Annotated in this window: 13 protein-coding genes, 2 tRNA genes and 1 pseudogene; all 16 read left to right on the top strand. The window is 42.1% G+C overall.

What is annotated here, in order from left to right:
- The first annotated feature begins 12 nt into the window (after positions 1–12).
- A complete protein-coding gene (gene mfd / locus MHI35_RS00345; protein ID WP_211064381.1) occupies positions 13–3,546 on the top strand; it encodes a transcription-repair coupling factor in 3,534 nt (1,177 codons plus the stop codon).
- Positions 3,547–3,685: 139 nt separating this feature from the next.
- Positions 3,686–4,222 (top strand): stage V sporulation protein T, encoded by a 537-nt coding sequence (gene spoVT / locus MHI35_RS00350; RefSeq protein WP_119124316.1) that lies wholly within the window; start codon positions 3,686–3,688, stop codon positions 4,220–4,222.
- Positions 4,223–4,415: 193 nt separating this feature from the next.
- Positions 4,416–6,020: a putative polysaccharide biosynthesis protein gene (locus MHI35_RS00355; protein WP_211064382.1), complete on the top strand. Its 1,605-nt coding sequence runs from the start codon at positions 4,416–4,418 to the stop codon at positions 6,018–6,020.
- Positions 6,010–7,494 (top strand): nucleoside triphosphate pyrophosphohydrolase, encoded by a 1,485-nt coding sequence (gene mazG / locus MHI35_RS00360; protein ID WP_211064383.1) that lies wholly within the window; start codon positions 6,010–6,012, stop codon positions 7,492–7,494. The genes MHI35_RS00355 and mazG overlap by 11 nt, the downstream gene beginning before the upstream one ends.
- A complete protein-coding gene (locus MHI35_RS00365) occupies positions 7,491–7,751 on the top strand; it encodes an RNA-binding S4 domain-containing protein (protein ID WP_003217975.1) in 261 nt (86 codons plus the stop codon). Before mazG ends, MHI35_RS00365 begins: the two co-directional genes overlap by 4 nt.
- Before the next feature lie 74 nt (positions 7,752–7,825).
- Positions 7,826–8,134 carry a sporulation protein YabP gene (yabP, locus tag MHI35_RS00370; protein ID WP_003217974.1) on the top strand — a complete coding sequence of 103 codons (309 nt, stop codon included), beginning with the start codon at positions 7,826–7,828 and terminating at the stop codon, positions 8,132–8,134.
- On the top strand, positions 8,131–8,769 hold the full coding sequence (yabQ, locus tag MHI35_RS00375) for a spore cortex biosynthesis protein YabQ (protein ID WP_144523251.1): 639 nt from the start codon (positions 8,131–8,133) through the stop codon (positions 8,767–8,769). Before yabP ends, yabQ begins: the two co-directional genes overlap by 4 nt.
- Before the next feature lie 18 nt (positions 8,770–8,787).
- Complete coding sequence (locus tag MHI35_RS00380; protein ID WP_070326886.1) at positions 8,788–9,162, top strand: FtsB family cell division protein; 375 nt, start codon at positions 8,788–8,790, stop codon at positions 9,160–9,162.
- A gap of 82 nt (positions 9,163–9,244) precedes the next feature.
- Positions 9,245–9,643 (top strand): S1 domain-containing RNA-binding protein, encoded by a 399-nt coding sequence (locus MHI35_RS00385; RefSeq protein WP_003217901.1) that lies wholly within the window; start codon positions 9,245–9,247, stop codon positions 9,641–9,643.
- Between the two features lie 177 nt (positions 9,644–9,820).
- Positions 9,821–9,894: transfer RNA gene (locus MHI35_RS00390), tRNA-Met, on the top strand.
- A gap of 26 nt (positions 9,895–9,920) precedes the next feature.
- Positions 9,921–9,992: transfer RNA gene (locus tag MHI35_RS00395), tRNA-Glu, on the top strand.
- A 204-nt stretch (positions 9,993–10,196) separates the two neighbouring features.
- The gene (gene spoIIE / locus MHI35_RS00400) at positions 10,197–12,680 is read left to right on the top strand and encodes a stage II sporulation protein E (RefSeq protein ID WP_211064384.1); all 2,484 of its coding nucleotides are present in this window, start codon (positions 10,197–10,199) and stop codon (positions 12,678–12,680) included.
- 76 nt (positions 12,681–12,756) lie between these two features.
- Positions 12,757–13,491, top strand: a complete 735-nt coding sequence (locus tag MHI35_RS00405) for a vWA domain-containing protein (protein WP_144523249.1) — start codon at positions 12,757–12,759, stop codon at positions 13,489–13,491.
- Entirely contained in the window at positions 13,475–14,482 is a 1,008-nt protein-coding gene (locus MHI35_RS00410; protein WP_144523248.1) for a protein kinase domain-containing protein, read from the top strand. The genes MHI35_RS00405 and MHI35_RS00410 overlap by 17 nt, the downstream gene beginning before the upstream one ends.
- Positions 14,483–14,578: 96 nt before the next feature.
- Positions 14,579–16,001, top strand: a pseudogene (gene tilS / locus MHI35_RS00415) (tRNA lysidine(34) synthetase TilS).
- Positions 15,998–16,537, top strand: a complete 540-nt coding sequence (gene hpt / locus MHI35_RS00420; protein WP_003217950.1) for a hypoxanthine phosphoribosyltransferase — start codon at positions 15,998–16,000, stop codon at positions 16,535–16,537. The pseudogene tilS and the gene hpt overlap by 4 nt, the downstream one beginning before the upstream one ends.
- Positions 16,538–16,601 lie beyond the last annotated feature (64 nt).

Here is a 16,601-nt window from a genome sequence, read left to right on the forward strand (position 1 = left end):
AGGAGGAGCCAAATGAAAAATATACAATCATTTATCAAACAAAGTGATGATTTTCAGTCCATTTTTAATGGGCTAAAGGAAGGTTTAAAAGAACAATTGCTCGCTGGACTATCAGGCTCCGTCAGATCATTATTTACAGCCGCTATATCAGACGAACTTAAGCGGCCGATGTTTATTGTGACTCACAACTTGTATCAAGCTCAGAAGGTAACAGATGATCTTGCCAGTGTGATGTCAGATCGCTCGGTCCTTCTTTATCCTGTGAATGAACTTATTGCTTCAGAAATTGCCGTTGCGAGTCCTGAGCTCAGAGCACAGCGTCTAGATGTGCTGAACCGGCTGGCGAATGGAGAGAACCCCATTATCGTCACCCCGGCTGCTGCGGTGCGCAGAATGCTTCCGCCAGTTGAGCTCTGGAAGGAGAGTCAGATCCATTTAAAGCTAGGTGAAGAAATTGATTTGGAGGCGTTTTCAAAACAGCTTGTACAAATCGGTTATGACCGGACGTCGATGGTTGCTGCGCCCGGAGATTTTAGTGTGCGCGGAGGAATCATTGATATTTATTCGTTAACGGAAGAACATCCGATCCGTATTGAGCTGTTTGATACAGAAGTAGACTCAATTCGAACGTTCCATTCGGACACACAGCGTTCATTAGAAACACTTCAAGAAATTAAAATCGGTCCCGCAAAAGAGCTTATTGTCAGAGGCCCTGAACGAGTGAGAGCCATTGAACAGCTTGATCAAGGACTTGCGAATAGCTTGAAAAAATTCAATTCAGACCAGCAAAAAGAATTGCTGCATCAACATATTACTGCTGATCGAGAGAAGTTACTAGAAGGTATCGTGACACAGGAAATGACGAAGTACCTGTCCTATTTCTATGAAAAACCTGCTAGTTTGCTAGATTACACTTCACAGGATACGATTATTATTTTAGATGAAATAAGCAGAATTCAGGAGATGGAAGAACAGCTTGAGCAGGAAGAAGCGGATTGGACCATTAGCCTGCTTGAAGAAGGCAACATTCTTCATGATTTATCCCTTTCTTTCCCGTTCCAACAATTGATCAATCAGCAATCGCGTTCAATTCTGTACTACTCCTTGTTCCTGAGACATGTCCAGCAGACAAATCCGCAAAATATCGTCAATGTATCTAGTAAGCAAATGCAGAATTTCCACGGGCAGATGAATGTGCTTGCAAGTGAAATAGAACGCTACAAAAAACAACAATACACAGTTGTTTTCTTAGGTGCGGATGAGGAACGGACAGACAAATTATCTTCTGTCTTACATGATTATGACATTGAAGCCGCTCTTGCTAAGCCTGAAGCGGAGCTTGTAAGCGGACAGGTGTATATTTTACAAGGTGAGCTGCAAACAGGCTTTGAACTACCGTTATCGAAAATTGCTGTGATTACAGAAGGCGAGCTCTTCAAAAAACGTGTGAAGAAGCAGGCACGTAAGCAAAAACTGACCAATGCAGAGCGAATTAAGAGCTATTCAGAGCTTCAAGTCGGCGATTATGTGGTGCATATTAACCACGGGATCGGTAAGTATTTAGGAATTGAAACGCTTGAAATCGGCGGCATTCATAAAGATTATTTAAATATTCATTATCAAGGAAGCGACAAGCTTTATGTACCGGTTGAACAAATTGATCAGGTGCAGAAGTATGTTGGATCAGAAGGTAAAGAACCAAAGCTGTACAAACTAGGCGGCAGCGATTGGAAACGTGTGAAGAAAAAAGTGGAGTCCTCTGTACAGGACATCGCAGATGATCTCATTAAGCTGTACGCAGAACGTGAGGCAAGCAAAGGGTATGCCTTCTCGCCTGATCATGAGATGCAGCGCCAGTTTGAATCAGCTTTCCCTTATCAGGAAACAGATGATCAGATCCGTTCGATTCATGAAATCAAACAAGATATGGAGCGGGAACGTCCTATGGACCGCCTGCTTTGTGGAGATGTGGGATACGGAAAAACAGAAGTGGCGATTCGAGCCGCCTTCAAAGCAATTGCTGACGGAAAGCAGGTTGCGCTACTTGTGCCGACAACCATCCTAGCACAGCAGCATTTTGACACGATTATGGACCGATTCCAAGACTATCCGGTCAAAATTGCCCAGCTGAGCCGTTTCCGTACAAGAAAAGAAACAACGGAAACGTTAAAAGGGTTGAAAAATGGAACGATTGATATGGTGATTGGTACACACCGTTTGCTTTCGAAAGATATTGTCTATAAAGACTTAGGTCTGTTGATTATTGATGAAGAGCAGCGTTTTGGTGTAACACATAAAGAGAAAATTAAACAGATGAAAGCCAATATCGATGTTCTGACATTAACGGCTACGCCAATTCCGCGTACGCTACATATGTCTATGCTTGGTGTACGGGATTTATCGGTTATTGAGACACCGCCTGAAAACCGTTTCCCTGTTCAAACCTATGTGGTCGAATACAATGGCGCTTTAGTCAGAGAAGCGATTGAGCGAGAGTTAGCTCGGGGTGGTCAAGTGTACTTCCTTTACAACCGTGTTGAGGATATTGAACGTAAAGCAGATGAAATATCTATGCTCGTCCCAGATGCGAAAGTCAGCTATGCACATGGGAAAATGAGTGAGAACGAACTGGAATCAGTGATGATCAATTTCCTTGAAGGTGAATCAGATGTATTGGTCAGTACCACCATCATTGAAACGGGAGTCGACATTCCGAATGTGAACACGCTCATCGTCCATGATGCGGATAAAATGGGGCTTTCTCAGCTGTACCAGCTAAGAGGACGAGTAGGTCGTTCGAATCGTGTCGCATATGCTTATTTCACGTATCGAAAAGATAAAGTTCTGTCTGAAGTAGCAGAGAAGAGACTTCAAGCGATTAAAGAATTCACAGAGCTCGGATCAGGATTTAAAATTGCGATGCGTGATTTAACGATTCGAGGAGCAGGCAATTTACTTGGTGCACAACAGCATGGATTCATTGATTCTGTTGGATTCGATCTCTATTCTCAAATGCTGAAAGAAGCCATTGAAGAAAGAAGAGGCGATACGACGGCTCAAGATAAATTTGAACCGGAAATCGATCTGCAAATCGATGCCTATATCCCAGACACTTACATTTCGGATGGAAAGCAAAAGATTGAGATGTATAAACAATTCAGAGCGATTGGATCCATTGAAGAGCGAAAAGAGCTTCAAGATGAAATGATCGATCGATTCGGTGAATATCCGCAAGAAGTGGCGGATTTGTTCACGATTGCGACAATGAAAGTATACGCAGTGCAGGAACGTGTCGAATTAATCAAGATGGAGAAAGGCATTGTCAGACTCACCCTTGAAGAGCAAGCAAGTGGTGAAATCGACGGTCAAAAATTATTTGCGCTCGGCAGTAAATATGGCCGTGATATTGGCTTAGGAATGGAAGGCAGTAAGCTAATTATTTCTGTACAGACGAAAGGCAAGAAGACGGAGGAATGGCTTGAAATCGTTCTGAATATGCTTCGAGGTCTTCAAGATGTGAAAAAAGAAACCATTCCATCTTCATAAAAATTTGTTTGTCTCTCGTGTATATTACGTTTGATGTGAAGGATACTAATCTCAGGGTCAAGTGGTGAATGTTGCATAAAGTGGACGCTTTTGTTCCATTCACCCAACACATCATCAAACGAAAGAGAGGCAGCAGTGAATGAAAGCAACTGGAATTGTACGCCGCATCGATGATCTAGGTAGAGTGGTTATTCCGAAGGAGATTCGCAGAACATTGCGCATCCGGGAAGGAGATCCGCTTGAGATTTTCGTCGACCGCGATGGAGAAGTAATTTTGAAGAAGTATTCGCCGATTAGTGAGCTAGGAGACTTTGCAAAGGAATATGCTGATGCATTATTCGACAGTTTGGGTCATTCCATCCTGATTTGTGATCGAGATACGTATATTGCTGTATCCGGCAGTTCGAAAAAAGAGTACTTAAATAAATCCATCAGTGATTTACTTGAACGAACAATAGACCAGCGTAATTCTGTATTAGAAGAAAGTAAAAAAGAAATTCAACTTGTCGATGGTATTGATGATGACGTATCTGCTTATACCATTGCACCTATTGTTGCAAACGGAGATCCGATTGGCGCCGTCGTCTTATTTTCTAAAGAGCGTTCAATGGGGGAAGTGGAGCATAAAGCGGCAGAAACGGCAGCTGGCTTCTTAGCCCGTCAAATGGAACACTAGGTCTAATAATTCTATATCATTTTGATAAAACGAAAGAATGCCGATGAAATCATTTGATTTTGTCGGCGTTTTTTATATGGGATGAAACAAAACGGGGAATGTGTCGTCTACTCCTTAGAAAGAAACGGCTTTTCATTCACGTATGATATAATGAGTGCGTTTAACTGTAGATCTATTTTTAAAGGAGTCATCCATGAAAAATACTGTGAATCAGCCGCATTGGCTTTTCCAGGGTGCGGTGATTTTGACCATCGCAGGCTTGTTATCAAAGGTACTAAGTGCCGTTTATCGTGTTCCGTTCCAGAACATTGTAGGAGACACTGGGTTTTATATTTATCAGCAAGTGTACCCTTTCCTTGGTATTGCGATCATGCTTGGCACCACAGGGTTTCCTGTCATGGTGTCCAAGCTTTTGAGTGAGCATGGGGAAGAGAATCGACGGATCATTACAAGGGTATCCTTGGTCTATATCACTTTACTGAGCCTGGTCTTGTTTCTTTGTCTTTACATAGGAGCAGGCAGAATTGCGAGCCTTATGGCGGACAGTCAATTAATTCTGCTCATTCAAATGAGTGCTTTCGTATTTTTATTCCTGCCGCTTACCGTGATGCTGAGAGGCGTTTTTCAGAGTGACGGTATGATGCTTCCAACGGCTGTTTCTCAATTGGTGGAGCAGCTTATTAGGGTAGGCGTCTTGCTTGTTTTATCCTTCTATTTCGTCAGGCACGGCTATTCGCTTTATGAAACAGGAGCGGGCGCGGTCTTCTCCTCCATAGCCGGAAGCGCGGCCTCGCTTATCCTGCTTCTTTTTCTTTGGTTCACTTACCGAAAACAGTCTTCTGCAAATATGACAGTTAAGCAGGCAACACTCCGGAAAAAGGATGTTTTGAAGAGTTTGGTGCTATATACATTCACGATTTGTGTCAGCGGACTGCTCATTTTATGGATGCAAATGATTGATGCCTTTCATCTGTATGCGTTGCTACGCAGTGAGGGTCTGAGTGAAGCCGCGGCAAAGGCGGCAAAAGGTGTGTATGACCGAGGGCAGCCGTTTTTACAGCTGGGGACGGTGTTTGCCATTAGCATCGGAACCTCTCTTGTGCCATTTTTATCTGCGGCCATGAGGAATGGAGAGCATGAAGCGATCAGGCAAAAAGTACGGACATCGTTTAAAACCACGTCGGTTTTAGGGATTGGTTCCGCAGTTGGGCTGATGTGTATTCTTTCATCAGTCAACATCATGCTTTTTCGTAATGACTTAGGTACCGATGCGCTGCAAATTTTCTGTATTTCCATCGCATTTACATCGATTACGATTACGCAAGCAGCTTTACTTCAAGGTCTCGGACATACTGTGTATCCGGCTGTGGTGGTGCTTCTTAGTGTGCTGGTGAAATGGATACTCACTTTTGCACTTGTGCCGCTTTTAGGGATCTACGGTGCGGCATGGTCAACCGTGTGCGGTTTCCTCGCTGCCGCTCTACTCAATGCCGTTTATTTGAGGCACAAAGGATGGATTTCGTTGAGAGAGCTGTTCCCAGTGAAAATTCTTTTATCGGCTACTTTCATGGGCATCGTCTTAATAGGGTATCAGGCACTGTTTTCTTGGATCATTCCCTTTGAAAAACGCCCTTTTTCCGTTTTAGAGAGCCTGACGTCAGTTTTTATTGGTGGTTTCGCCTTTTTATATAGTATTCTTAAGCTAGAAGTATTTACGGACGAGGAATGGAGACTCATTCCATTAGGAGAAAAGATTTTATATTTTAAACAGATGAGAGGGAATCAAAATGGCAGGTAAGATTACCGTCGTTGGTCTTGGGGCAGGCGACATGGATCAGCTGACGCTCGGTGTATACAAGCAGCTGAAGCAGGCGAAAGAAGTATTTATGAGAACGCAGGACCACCCGCTTACCGCAGAGTTGATGCAGGAGGTCCCATCACTGACTTTTTTTGATGAGATTTATGAAAAGCATGATCAGTTTGATTCGGTTTATCAGGAAATCACAGAAATTTTATTTAAAGAGGCAGCGGAAAAGGAGATTGTGTACGCAGTACCAGGTCACCCATTTGTCGCAGAAAAGACTGTTCAGCTATTAGTTTCTCAGCAGCAAGAGCGCGGGATTGAGGTGTCTGTTGCTGGTGGACAAAGCTTTTTGGATGCGACGTTTAACTCCTTGCAAATCGACCCAATCGAGGGATTGCAATTCGTTGATGCAGGAGATATGAGAGCGGACGATCTGAAATTGACCCAGCATGTCCTCATTTGTCAGGTGTATGATCAGCTCACCGCTTCGAATGTGAAACTCACGCTGATGGAAAAGCTTCCTGATGATTATGAAGTCTATATTGTGACTGCGGCTGGAAGCAGTTTGGAACAGATTACTGCCGTTCCTTTATTTGAACTTGATCGAGATGTGTCGATAAATAACTTAACGAGTGTTTATGTACCTCCGATTCAAGAAGAAAAGCTGCTTTACAAACAATTTGACACCTTCCGTGACGTCATCCGTACATTAAGAGGTCCGGGCGGCTGTCCATGGGATCAAAAACAAACCAATGAGTCACTTAAACCCTATTTAATTGAAGAATGCTATGAACTGCTTGAAGCGATAGATGAAGGTGATCCAGACCATATGGTGGAAGAGCTCGGAGATGTGATGCTGCAGGTGTTACTTCATGCTCAAATTGGTGAAGATGACGGATTTTTCTCCATTGATGATGTCATCCAGCATGTCACAGAAAAAATGATTCGTAGACATCCCCATGTGTTTGGTGACACAAATGTGTCTGAAGCAGAAGAAGTGGTTGTCAACTGGGAAAAAATCAAGCAGTTGGAGAAGCCGGAGCGGGCAGCCTCTATGTTGCAATCTATCCCGGCGACGCTTCCAGCATTAACGAAGGCATATAAGCTCCAAAAGAAAGCCGCAAAAGTAGGCTTTGATTGGACAGATGTGAACGATATTTGGAACAAATACGAAGAAGAAAAGCAGGAATTTCTCGTTGAAGTGGCAGAGAAGCCGGACGAAAGTGCAACGAAGCAGATGAAAGATGAATTTGGAGATCTTTTGTTTGTTCTCGTCAACATTGGAAGGTTCTATCAGCTAGAGCCTGAAACGGCGCTCGCTTCCGCCAACACAAAATTCATGCGACGCTTTCAGCATATTGAACAAAAAGCAAAGGACATGGGACGTTCATTAGAGGATTTAACGCTAGAGGAAATGGACGATCTATGGAACGATGCCAAACGTATAGAAAGAGGTGAGCATACATGAGATTAGATAAATTTTTAAAAGTATCCCGTTTAATTAAAAGAAGAACATTGGCGAAAGAAGTAGCTGATCAAGGCAGAATTTCTATTAACGGCACACAGGCGAAAGCCAGCTCTGACGTGAAAGAAGGAGACGAGCTTAAAATCCGGTTTGGTCAAAAGCTCGTGACGGTTCAAGTCAACGAGTTAAAGGACACAACGAAAAAAGAAGAAGCTGCTGGCATGTATACTGTGCTAAAAGAAGAAAAAACAGCAGAATAGGGCTTGTTCTAAATGATCCTCCTGTCACATACAATGCAGTAACAATGCAAGTATGAGATATGGGGGATGTATAAATGAATCAATATTATAATCAACCTCAAGGCACGAAGCTGTCATCAGAAGCGGAACACAATATCACAATGCGAAACAGAAAGCATTTAGATATTACCGGTGTCAAACAGGTGGAAAGCTTTGATAATGAAGAATTTCTGCTTGAGACGGTCATGGGGATTCTCGCGATCCGTGGAGAAAATCTGCAAATGAAAAATCTAGATGTCGAAAAAGGCGTTGTGTCGATTAAAGGACGTGTCTTTGACTTAATTTATGTAGATGAGCAGCACGGGGAGAAAGCTAAAGGATTTTTTAGCAAGCTGTTTAAATGACGCTGACAGTCCAGTTTTATACGATGCTTTCGATGGTAGCGATGGGCATCTGGCTGGGCGCATCGCTTGATACGTACAAGCTGTTTGTGAATCGGGAAAAGACAGCAAAATGGCTTTTGATCATACACGATCTCCTTTTTTGGCTCGTACAGGGTCTCTTATTCTTTTATGTTCTGCTGCTGACAAATGAAGGAGAATTCAGGATTTATATCTTTCTAGCCGTTGCACTAGGTTTCTCGATGTATCAGGCATTGATGAAACAGCTGTATATGAACATTCTCAAGTTTCTGGTAATGTGTGTGTATCAGGCCGCTCTCATTCTGAAACGGCTGGTCATGTCCATCGTCTTCCAGCCAATTCGCTGGCTGATTTCCTTCATCATAAGTGCTATTATGTTCTTGCTCCACTTGCTCTTACGTCTTGTTCATTTTACGTTTCGGCTCGTGTGGAAGGTGCTGTCCATTGTCTGTTATCCGCTCATCTGGTTACTCAATGTGACCATTATTCATCGGATTCCCGAAAAATGGCGAACATCAATGAGATTGTTTTTCTCTAAAGGAGCAGGAATTTTACAAAGGACCAAGAAATTATCTGGTACCATCAAAACGAAATGGAAACAATTTTGGACAAAGTAAGAGAGGAGGCCTTCAATCTTGAACAAGAGAAAAAGAAATATCGCACAAATTCAAAATGATTACCAAAAACAAATGGAACAGCAAGCACAGCGCTTAAAACGCAAACGCCGTGGACTCCTTAGAAGGCTGACCGTGTTTGGTGTGATCGCGCTCATGTTTGCTGTCTTGGTGACAAGTGCCCTCTGGTCGCAATCGTCCTCATTAAAGGAAAAAGAAGAGAAGAAGGTTGCGCTCGAAAAAGAATTGAAGCAATTACAAACAAAGCAGGAAGATATTTCTGATGAAATTAAAAAGCTGAAAAGCAAAGAATACGTACTCGAACTGGCACGACGGGACTATTATATGTCCAAAAAAGGCGAAAAAATCTTTGATGTGGGCAATAAGAGCGATTAGCCTTGTTGACACTTAAAATTCAGTTTATGTATAATTGAACAAATGAGATTTTTTTATAAGTCTAAGGAGGAGCACTTTTTTTATGTCGATTGAAGTTGGCAGCAAGTTACAAGGGAAAGTTACGGGCATTACAAATTTTGGAGCTTTTGTGGAGTTGCCAGGCGGTTCAACTGGTCTCGTTCATATCAGTGAGGTAGCCGATAACTATGTAAAAGATATTAATGAGCATTTAAAAGTCGGTGAACAAGTTGAAGTGAAAGTGATTAACGTTGAAAAAGACGGTAAAATCGGCTTGTCCATTAAAAAAGCAAAAGATCGTCCTCAACAACAACAATCAAGACCGAGCAGAAATGATTTCCGTCCGAAGGAATCGTTTGAGCAAAAAATGAACAAATTCTTAAAAGATAGTGAAGACCGCTTAACATCTTTAAAACGTAACACGGAATCAAAACGTGGGGGACGCGGAGCAAGAAGAGGTTAACTTGTTGCTGCTTTCTATATATCTTTCACAACAAAGCACCTGCTGTCCGCAGGTGCTTTTTTTCTTGACCCACACGACATTTTTTGAGATTTCGTCATTTAATTTAAAACTTCCTATTGACGGACAAGCGATTCCTTTGTATTATAGATCTTGTGCTTCTTAGCGCATTTTTATTATGGCGGTGTAGCTCAGCTGGCTAGAGCGTACGGTTCATACCCGTGAGGTCGGGGGTTCGATCCCCTCCGCCGCTATCCTTTTGATTAGAACATAAAAGCAAGGCCCGTTGGTCAAGCGGTTAAGACACCGCCCTTTCACGGCGGTAACACGGGTTCGAATCCCGTACGGGTCATCTTCGAAAACAGCTTTCTTTAGGAAAGCTGTTTTTTTGTGTCTTCGTAATATTCTGATGAAAGACATCGACTTTCAAGAAAGTATGCCTCTTTGACGAATAAAGCGTCGAACGTTTTATGGAAACGACAACTTCTTTTGACAAAATTTCTTTTTCACCTTCGCTATAATGACAAGCAACGAATATCAGGTGGGGGATGAAAAGATGGAAAAAATAGAAAGAAGAACTGATTTAACAGGAGCGGGGTTTGAAAGAATCAGTGCAGGGTTAAAGAAAATGAAAAACCTGTTTCTTCATCATACGCATTCTCTTTTTTTCTATAAAGGGTTTATTTATGTCGTTCTTGGTTTTTTATTAGGACGAGCCTTTATATTATCTGAAATCATGCCGTTTGCTCTGCCTTTCTTTGGATCCATGCTGCTTATCAAAAGAGACAAGTCCATGCTTGCTTGTCTCGCTTTACTTGCTGGGGCCATGACGATATCACCTCAAAATGCATTGTTTGTGTTTGCGTCGCTGATCGTATTTCTCCTTATGTCCAAGGTGGTTTCTTTCATCATCAAAGACCCAGTGAAAACATTGCCGGTTGTCATTGTGCTGTCAATGCTGATCACTAGAGGAGCATTTGTTTACCTAGAGCAAGGTGCTGTGCAAAGCTACGATTACGTCATGGCGGGAGTAGAAGCAGGACTTGCCTTCATTTTGACACTGATTTTCCTTCAAAGCTTGCCGATTTTTACAGTCAGGAAAATCAAACACTCCTTAAAGGTTGAAGAAATTATTTGTTTTATGATTTTGATTGCCTCAGTTTTAACAGGTCTGGCTGGGATCACATTTCAAGGAATGCAGGCTGAACATATTTTGTCACGATATGTAGTGTTGAGCTTTGCCTTTATTGGGGGAGCGAGTATTGGTTGTACAGTTGGTGTCGTGACTGGATTGATTCTCGGTCTCGCTAACATCGGAAACCTTTACCAGATGAGTCTTCTTGCCTTTTCAGGTTTATTAGGGGGATTGCTGAAGGAGGGGAAGAAAGCAGGCGCAGCCATTGGCTTAATTGTGGGTTCCTTACTGATTTCATTGTACGGAGAAGGATCAGCAGGACTCATGACCACGCTATATGAATCACTGATTGCGGTTGCGCTCTTCCTGCTCACGCCACAATCCGTAACCTCTAAGGTAGCGAAATATATCCCTGGTACGGTAGAGCATGTACAGGAACAGCAGCAATACGCCCGGAAAGTACGAGATGTGACAGCAAAAAAGGTAGACCAATTTTCTAATGTATTTCATGCGCTGTCTGAGAGTTTTGCGACATTTTACGAATCCATTCCTGAAGAAAAGAAACAGGAAGAGGATGTAGATCTTTTTTTAAGTACGATCACAGAACGATCCTGTCAAACGTGCTATAAGAAAAATAAATGCTGGGTGCAGAACTTTGATACAACCTATGAACTGATGAAACAAGTTATGCATGAATCTGATGAAAAAACCTACGAGCAAAACCGGAAATTGAAGAAGAAATTTAGCCAGCACTGCTCAAAATCAAAACATGTTGAGGAATTGATTGAAGAGGAGATCGCTTACTATAAAGCCAACCAGACCTTGAAGAAAAAGGTGCAAGACAGCAGACGACTTGTAGCTGAACAGCTGATGGGTGTCTCACAAGTGATGGAGGATTTTTCCCGGGAAATAAAACGGGAAAGAGAACAGCATTTTATTCAAGAAGAGCAGATGATAGAAGCACTTCAGCACTTTGGAATTGAAATTCAACAAGTAGAAATTTATAGCTTGGAGCAGGGGAATGTCGATATTGAAATGAGAATCCCATATTGCCAAGGACATGGTGAATGTGAAAAAATCATCGCCCCTATGCTCTCAGATATTTTAGAAGAACAGATTTTAGTCAAGGCAGAGCAGTGTGCAGAGCACCCAACAGGCTATTGCCACGTAGTATTTGGCTCTGCAAAGTCATATCGAGTGGCTACAGGCGTAGCACATGCAGCGAAAGGCGGAGGATTAGTGTCTGGAGACAGCTACAGCATGATGGAATTGGGTGCGGGGAAATATGCTGCGGCTATTAGTGATGGAATGGGCAATGGAGCAAGGGCTCACTTTGAAAGCAATGAAACGATTAAGCTGTTAGAAAAAATATTGGCGTCAGGTATCAATGAAAAAGTAGCGATTAAAACCATTAATAGTATTTTATCTTTACGAACGACAGATGAAATCTATTCAACATTAGATTTATCCATTATTGATTTACAGGATGCGAGCTGTAAGTTCCTCAAGATCGGTTCAACACCCAGCTTTATTAAACGTGGTGATCAGGTGTTGAAGGTACAAGCGAGCAATTTACCAATTGGGATTATTGATGAATTTGAAGTGGAGGTTGTGAGTGAACAGATGAAGGCAGGAGATCTGCTGATTATGATGAGTGATGGTATCTTTGAAGGGCCAAAGCATATTGAAAATCATGATCTCTGGGTAAAGCGTAAAATGAAAAGCTTTAAAACAGAAGATCCGCAGGAGATTGCTGATTTATTAATGGAAGAGGTCATTCGAACAAGGTCGGGTCAAATTGACGACGATATGACGGTTGTTGTCATCAGGCTTGATCACAATACGCCTAAGTGGGCATCTATTCCGACGGGTACATTCTATCTTGAGAAACAAGAGATTTCTTGAAATATCGTATAATATGAATTTCTTCTGGCGATGATGGGGATATAAAGCATTCAGTACGATCCCAGGAGGAATGAAGATGCGAAAAGGTCACGTAAACCAAATCTTATTGATTACAGATGGCTGCTCAAATCACGGGGAAGATCCACTTGCGATTGCCTCATTGGCAAAGGAACAAGGGATTACAGTCAATGTTATTGGCATTATGGAGGAAAACAGACACGACCATGAAGCAATGAAAGAAGTTGAAGGGATTGCTCTCGCAGGTGGAGGCATCCATCAAGTTGTCTACGTCCAGCAGTTATCTCAAACCGTACAAATGGTTACAAAAAAAGCGATGACACAAACCTTGCAAGGTGTTGTGAATAAAGAATTGCAGCAAATACTTGGCAAGGACACTGAAATTGAAGAGCTGCCACCTGATAAACGCGGGGAAGTGATGGAAGTAGTCGATGAGTTAGGAGAGACGGTTCATCTTCAAGTGCTTGTGCTTGTTGATACAAGTGCAAGTATGAAGCCGAAGCTTCCGACCGTTAAAGAAGCACTCATTGACCTCTCCATTAGTTTAAATTCAAGAATTGGTGAAAATCAGTTTGGAATGTGTATATTTCCCGGGAAAAACTCAGATGCTGAAATTGTGTTGAATTGGACGCCTCGATTCGATTCACTATCATCTATTTTCCCGAAACTGACCACGGGGGGAATCACCCCAACTGGACCAGCGCTTCGAGAAGCACTCCAGCATTTCAAATCAGTTCGTTCGCGTAAAGGGCTGCTTGAAGCAAAGGAAGAGTATGATGAATTCGGCTTCTAACATTCCGTTAGGCACGGTGATTCAAGGAAAATGGCATCACCATCATTACCGCATTGTAAAAGAGCTGGGAAAAGGGGCGAACGGTATTGTCTATTTAGCCGAATCGCCAAATGGTCAAGTAGCCCTTAAAGTGAGTGATGACAGTATGCTCATTGCATCTGAAGTCAATGTATTAAAATCCTTTTCTAAGGCTCCTGTGAAAACCATGGGGCCTTCTTTTTATGATATGGATGATGCGATTTATCCCGGCATGCTTCAAAAGCGTTCCTTTTATGTGATGGAATATGTCAGAGGCCCATTACTGCTTGATTTTGTCAAACAAAAAGGTGATGAATGGATCGTCGTTTTAATGGTTCAGCTTTTATCCAACCTAGCTCATTTACATCAAGAAGGCTGGATTTTTGGTGACTTGAAGCCAGATAATCTCATCGTGTCAGGTCCTCCGGCTGCGATTCGGTGCATTGATGTAGGGGGAACGACAAAAGCAGGCAGGGCAATCAAGGAATATACAGAGTTTTTTGATCGAGGCTATTGGGGATTCGGTACAAGAAAGGCAGAGCCATCCTATGATCTATTTGCCTTAAGCATGGTGATGGTGAATTGTGCGTATAAGAAAGAATTCAAAAAAGGAGCAGAACCGGAAAAGCAGCTTTACAGAGCCATTGAAGGACATCCTTTATTAAAGCGATATGAAAGGGTGTTAAAGGCTGCTCTACAAGGTAAATATCAATCAGCGGCGGCAATGAAGAGTGCGATGCTGAAAGAAGGACAGGTAATCGCTTCAAGAAAAGCGAGTCAAAAGCAGCAACAGAAAAAAAACGGGCAAAAGCCTGCTGTTCAAAAAAATCAACAGGTGACTTCACGATCGAGAGTTGCAACAGCAAAAAGAACACAAGTACGCAAAAAATCAGGTGGGCTTTTTGAAACGATTCTTATTGTGTGCAGTGTACTTGCTCTATACTGTGCATATGTCGTTTTGTTCCTGCTATAGACCTGTAAAAAAGCAGGCTTCATCTTTGCTTGGAGCTACTGAAAGTGATAGGATATGTATATCTTTAAATTACCTGCTCTTTGTGAGGAGGAAGTTGTGAATAGAATTGAATCATTTTTGAAAAAACATGATGTTTACCTTGAAAATACGACAGTCATTGTCGGGGTTTCTGGCGGACCAGATTCCATGCTCTTACTGCACGAACTCAACAAACGCCGAAAAGGTTCCTTTCAGCTGATTGCAGCCCATGTAGATCACATGTTCAGAGGAGAAGAGTCCTTTGCTGATTTGGCATTTGTTGAGGCTTACTGCAAGGAGCGAGGAATTCCTTTTGAATCGGCCCGCATCCAAGTTGCCCAATATGCAAAAGAAAACCACTTAAACAAACAGGCAGCTGCAAGAGAGTGCAGATATGCTTTCTTTCGTCAATTGATGGAGCAATACAACGCTCAATTTATAGCGCTTGCACATCATGGAGACGACCAAGTAGAAACAATGATGATGAGGCTTGTGAGAGGGACTGTTGGAATAGGACTTGCCGGTATCCAAGCAAAACGTCCTTATCAAGATGGATGGCTGATTCGGCCGCTCATTGGATATTCTAAAGATGACGTGCTGACCGCTTGTGAAAAAGCACATATTCCCTATGTCATTGATCAAAGCAATCACACAGATGACTACTTGAGAAACCGGATAAGAAGACACATTCTTCCTGTGTTAAAAGAAGAGGCACCTCATGTACATGAAAGCTTTCAGTTTGTAAGTGACATGCTGACTGAAGATGAGCAATACTTGCAGGCATTAACAAAGGAACAAATGAACCAAGTCATAACGAATCAATCGCCTAAGCAAATTAAGATTAAAACGAAGCCTTTGCTTGACCTGCCTTTGCCTTTACAAAGAAGAGGCATTCAACTAATATTAAACTATCTTTATGAAAACACTCAATCAGCGTTTTCAAACCAGCATATTCTAGGGACTTTGGACTGGTTATCTCATACCGAACAACCGTCTGGATCATTAGATTTGCCAAAAGGTTTACAAGCTGTCAAGTCTTATGATTACTGTATGTTTACCTTTGAACGATCGCTTGTACTAGATCAGTCTTATGCTCTTCACTTAAAGGGTGAGGTTGGAGAGGAGCTTTTCCTTCCAAATGGGCAGTCTATCGTGGTATCAAATCATGTTCCGAAGGGTGCACGGAACGGAAACCATTTTTTCTTGCTTAAAAAAGATCGTGTTCGTTTCCCTTTGATCATTCGCTCACGAAAAAATGGTGATCGAATCAAACTTAAAGGGATGAATGGATCAAAAAAGGTGAAGGATATATTTATTGATAAAAAAGTGCCTCTTGCAGAAAGAGACAGCTGGCCGATCGTCACTGACTCGGATCATCAAATCATCTGGATCCCAGGTCTGAAAAAATCCGTTTTTGAAGAAATTGATATGACAAACAGCGATCTCATTGTATTACAATATAGACAGCATGAAAATTTGTAGGGGGCAAGCAAAAGCATGAAACAAGATATTGAAAAGGTTTTGATCTCAGAAGAAGAGATCCAGCAAAAAGTGAAGGAACTGGGTGCAACATTAACCAGCGATTATGATGGTAAATTTCCCCTGGCTATTGGTGTTTTGAAAGGGGCTCTTCCATTCATGGCAGACCTGATCAAACACATTGATACATATTTAGAACTTGATTTTATGGATGTATCTAGCTACGGAAAATCTACCGTATCTTCAGGAGAAGTAAAGATCATTAAAGATCTAGATACTTCTGTTGAAGGAAGAGATATTTTAATTATGGAAGATATCATCGACAGTGGGTTAACTTTGAGCTATCTGGTAGAGCTTTTCCGATACCGTAAAGCAAACTCCATAAAAATTGTGACATTGCTTGATAAACCAAGCGGTCGTAAAGCAGACATCAAGGCAGATTATGTTGGATTTGAAGTACCAGATGCATTTGTTGTCGGCTATGGATTGGATTTCGCTGAACGTTACCGAAACCTCCCGTATATTGGAGTGTTAAAACCATCTGTTTACGAAGGCTAATCAGCATACGTATACATGAGGTTATTGGTTGTATTGGAATGATTTTCTATGATACTATTGAACA

It is taken from the genome of Bacillus sp. FSL K6-3459 (genome assembly GCF_038003305.1).
In the GTDB taxonomy this organism is placed as follows: domain Bacteria; phylum Bacillota; class Bacilli; order Bacillales; family Bacillaceae; genus Bacillus; species Bacillus pumilus_O.

What these genes read in the sequence shown, in the direction of transcription:
- mfd (WP_211064381.1), top strand. Translation starts at nt 13, where the DNA reads ATGAAAAATATACAATCATTTATCAAACAAAGTGATGATTTTCAGTCC.
- spoVT (WP_119124316.1), top strand. Translation starts at nt 3,686, where the DNA reads ATGAAAGCAACTGGAATTGTACGCCGCATCGATGATCTAGGTAGAGTG.
- MHI35_RS00355 (WP_211064382.1), top strand. Translation starts at nt 4,416, where the DNA reads ATGAAAAATACTGTGAATCAGCCGCATTGGCTTTTCCAGGGTGCGGTG.
- mazG (WP_211064383.1), top strand. Translation starts at nt 6,010, where the DNA reads ATGGCAGGTAAGATTACCGTCGTTGGTCTTGGGGCAGGCGACATGGAT.
- MHI35_RS00365 (WP_003217975.1), top strand. Translation starts at nt 7,491, where the DNA reads ATGAGATTAGATAAATTTTTAAAAGTATCCCGTTTAATTAAAAGAAGA.
- yabP (WP_003217974.1), top strand. Translation starts at nt 7,826, where the DNA reads ATGAATCAATATTATAATCAACCTCAAGGCACGAAGCTGTCATCAGAA.
- yabQ (WP_144523251.1), top strand. Translation starts at nt 8,131, where the DNA reads ATGACGCTGACAGTCCAGTTTTATACGATGCTTTCGATGGTAGCGATG.
- MHI35_RS00385 (WP_003217901.1), top strand. Translation starts at nt 9,245, where the DNA reads ATGTCGATTGAAGTTGGCAGCAAGTTACAAGGGAAAGTTACGGGCATT.
- spoIIE (WP_211064384.1), top strand. Translation starts at nt 10,197, where the DNA reads ATGGAAAAAATAGAAAGAAGAACTGATTTAACAGGAGCGGGGTTTGAA.
- MHI35_RS00405 (WP_144523249.1), top strand. Translation starts at nt 12,757, where the DNA reads ATGCGAAAAGGTCACGTAAACCAAATCTTATTGATTACAGATGGCTGC.
- MHI35_RS00410 (WP_144523248.1), top strand. Translation starts at nt 13,475, where the DNA reads ATGAATTCGGCTTCTAACATTCCGTTAGGCACGGTGATTCAAGGAAAA.
- hpt (WP_003217950.1), top strand. Translation starts at nt 15,998, where the DNA reads ATGAAACAAGATATTGAAAAGGTTTTGATCTCAGAAGAAGAGATCCAG.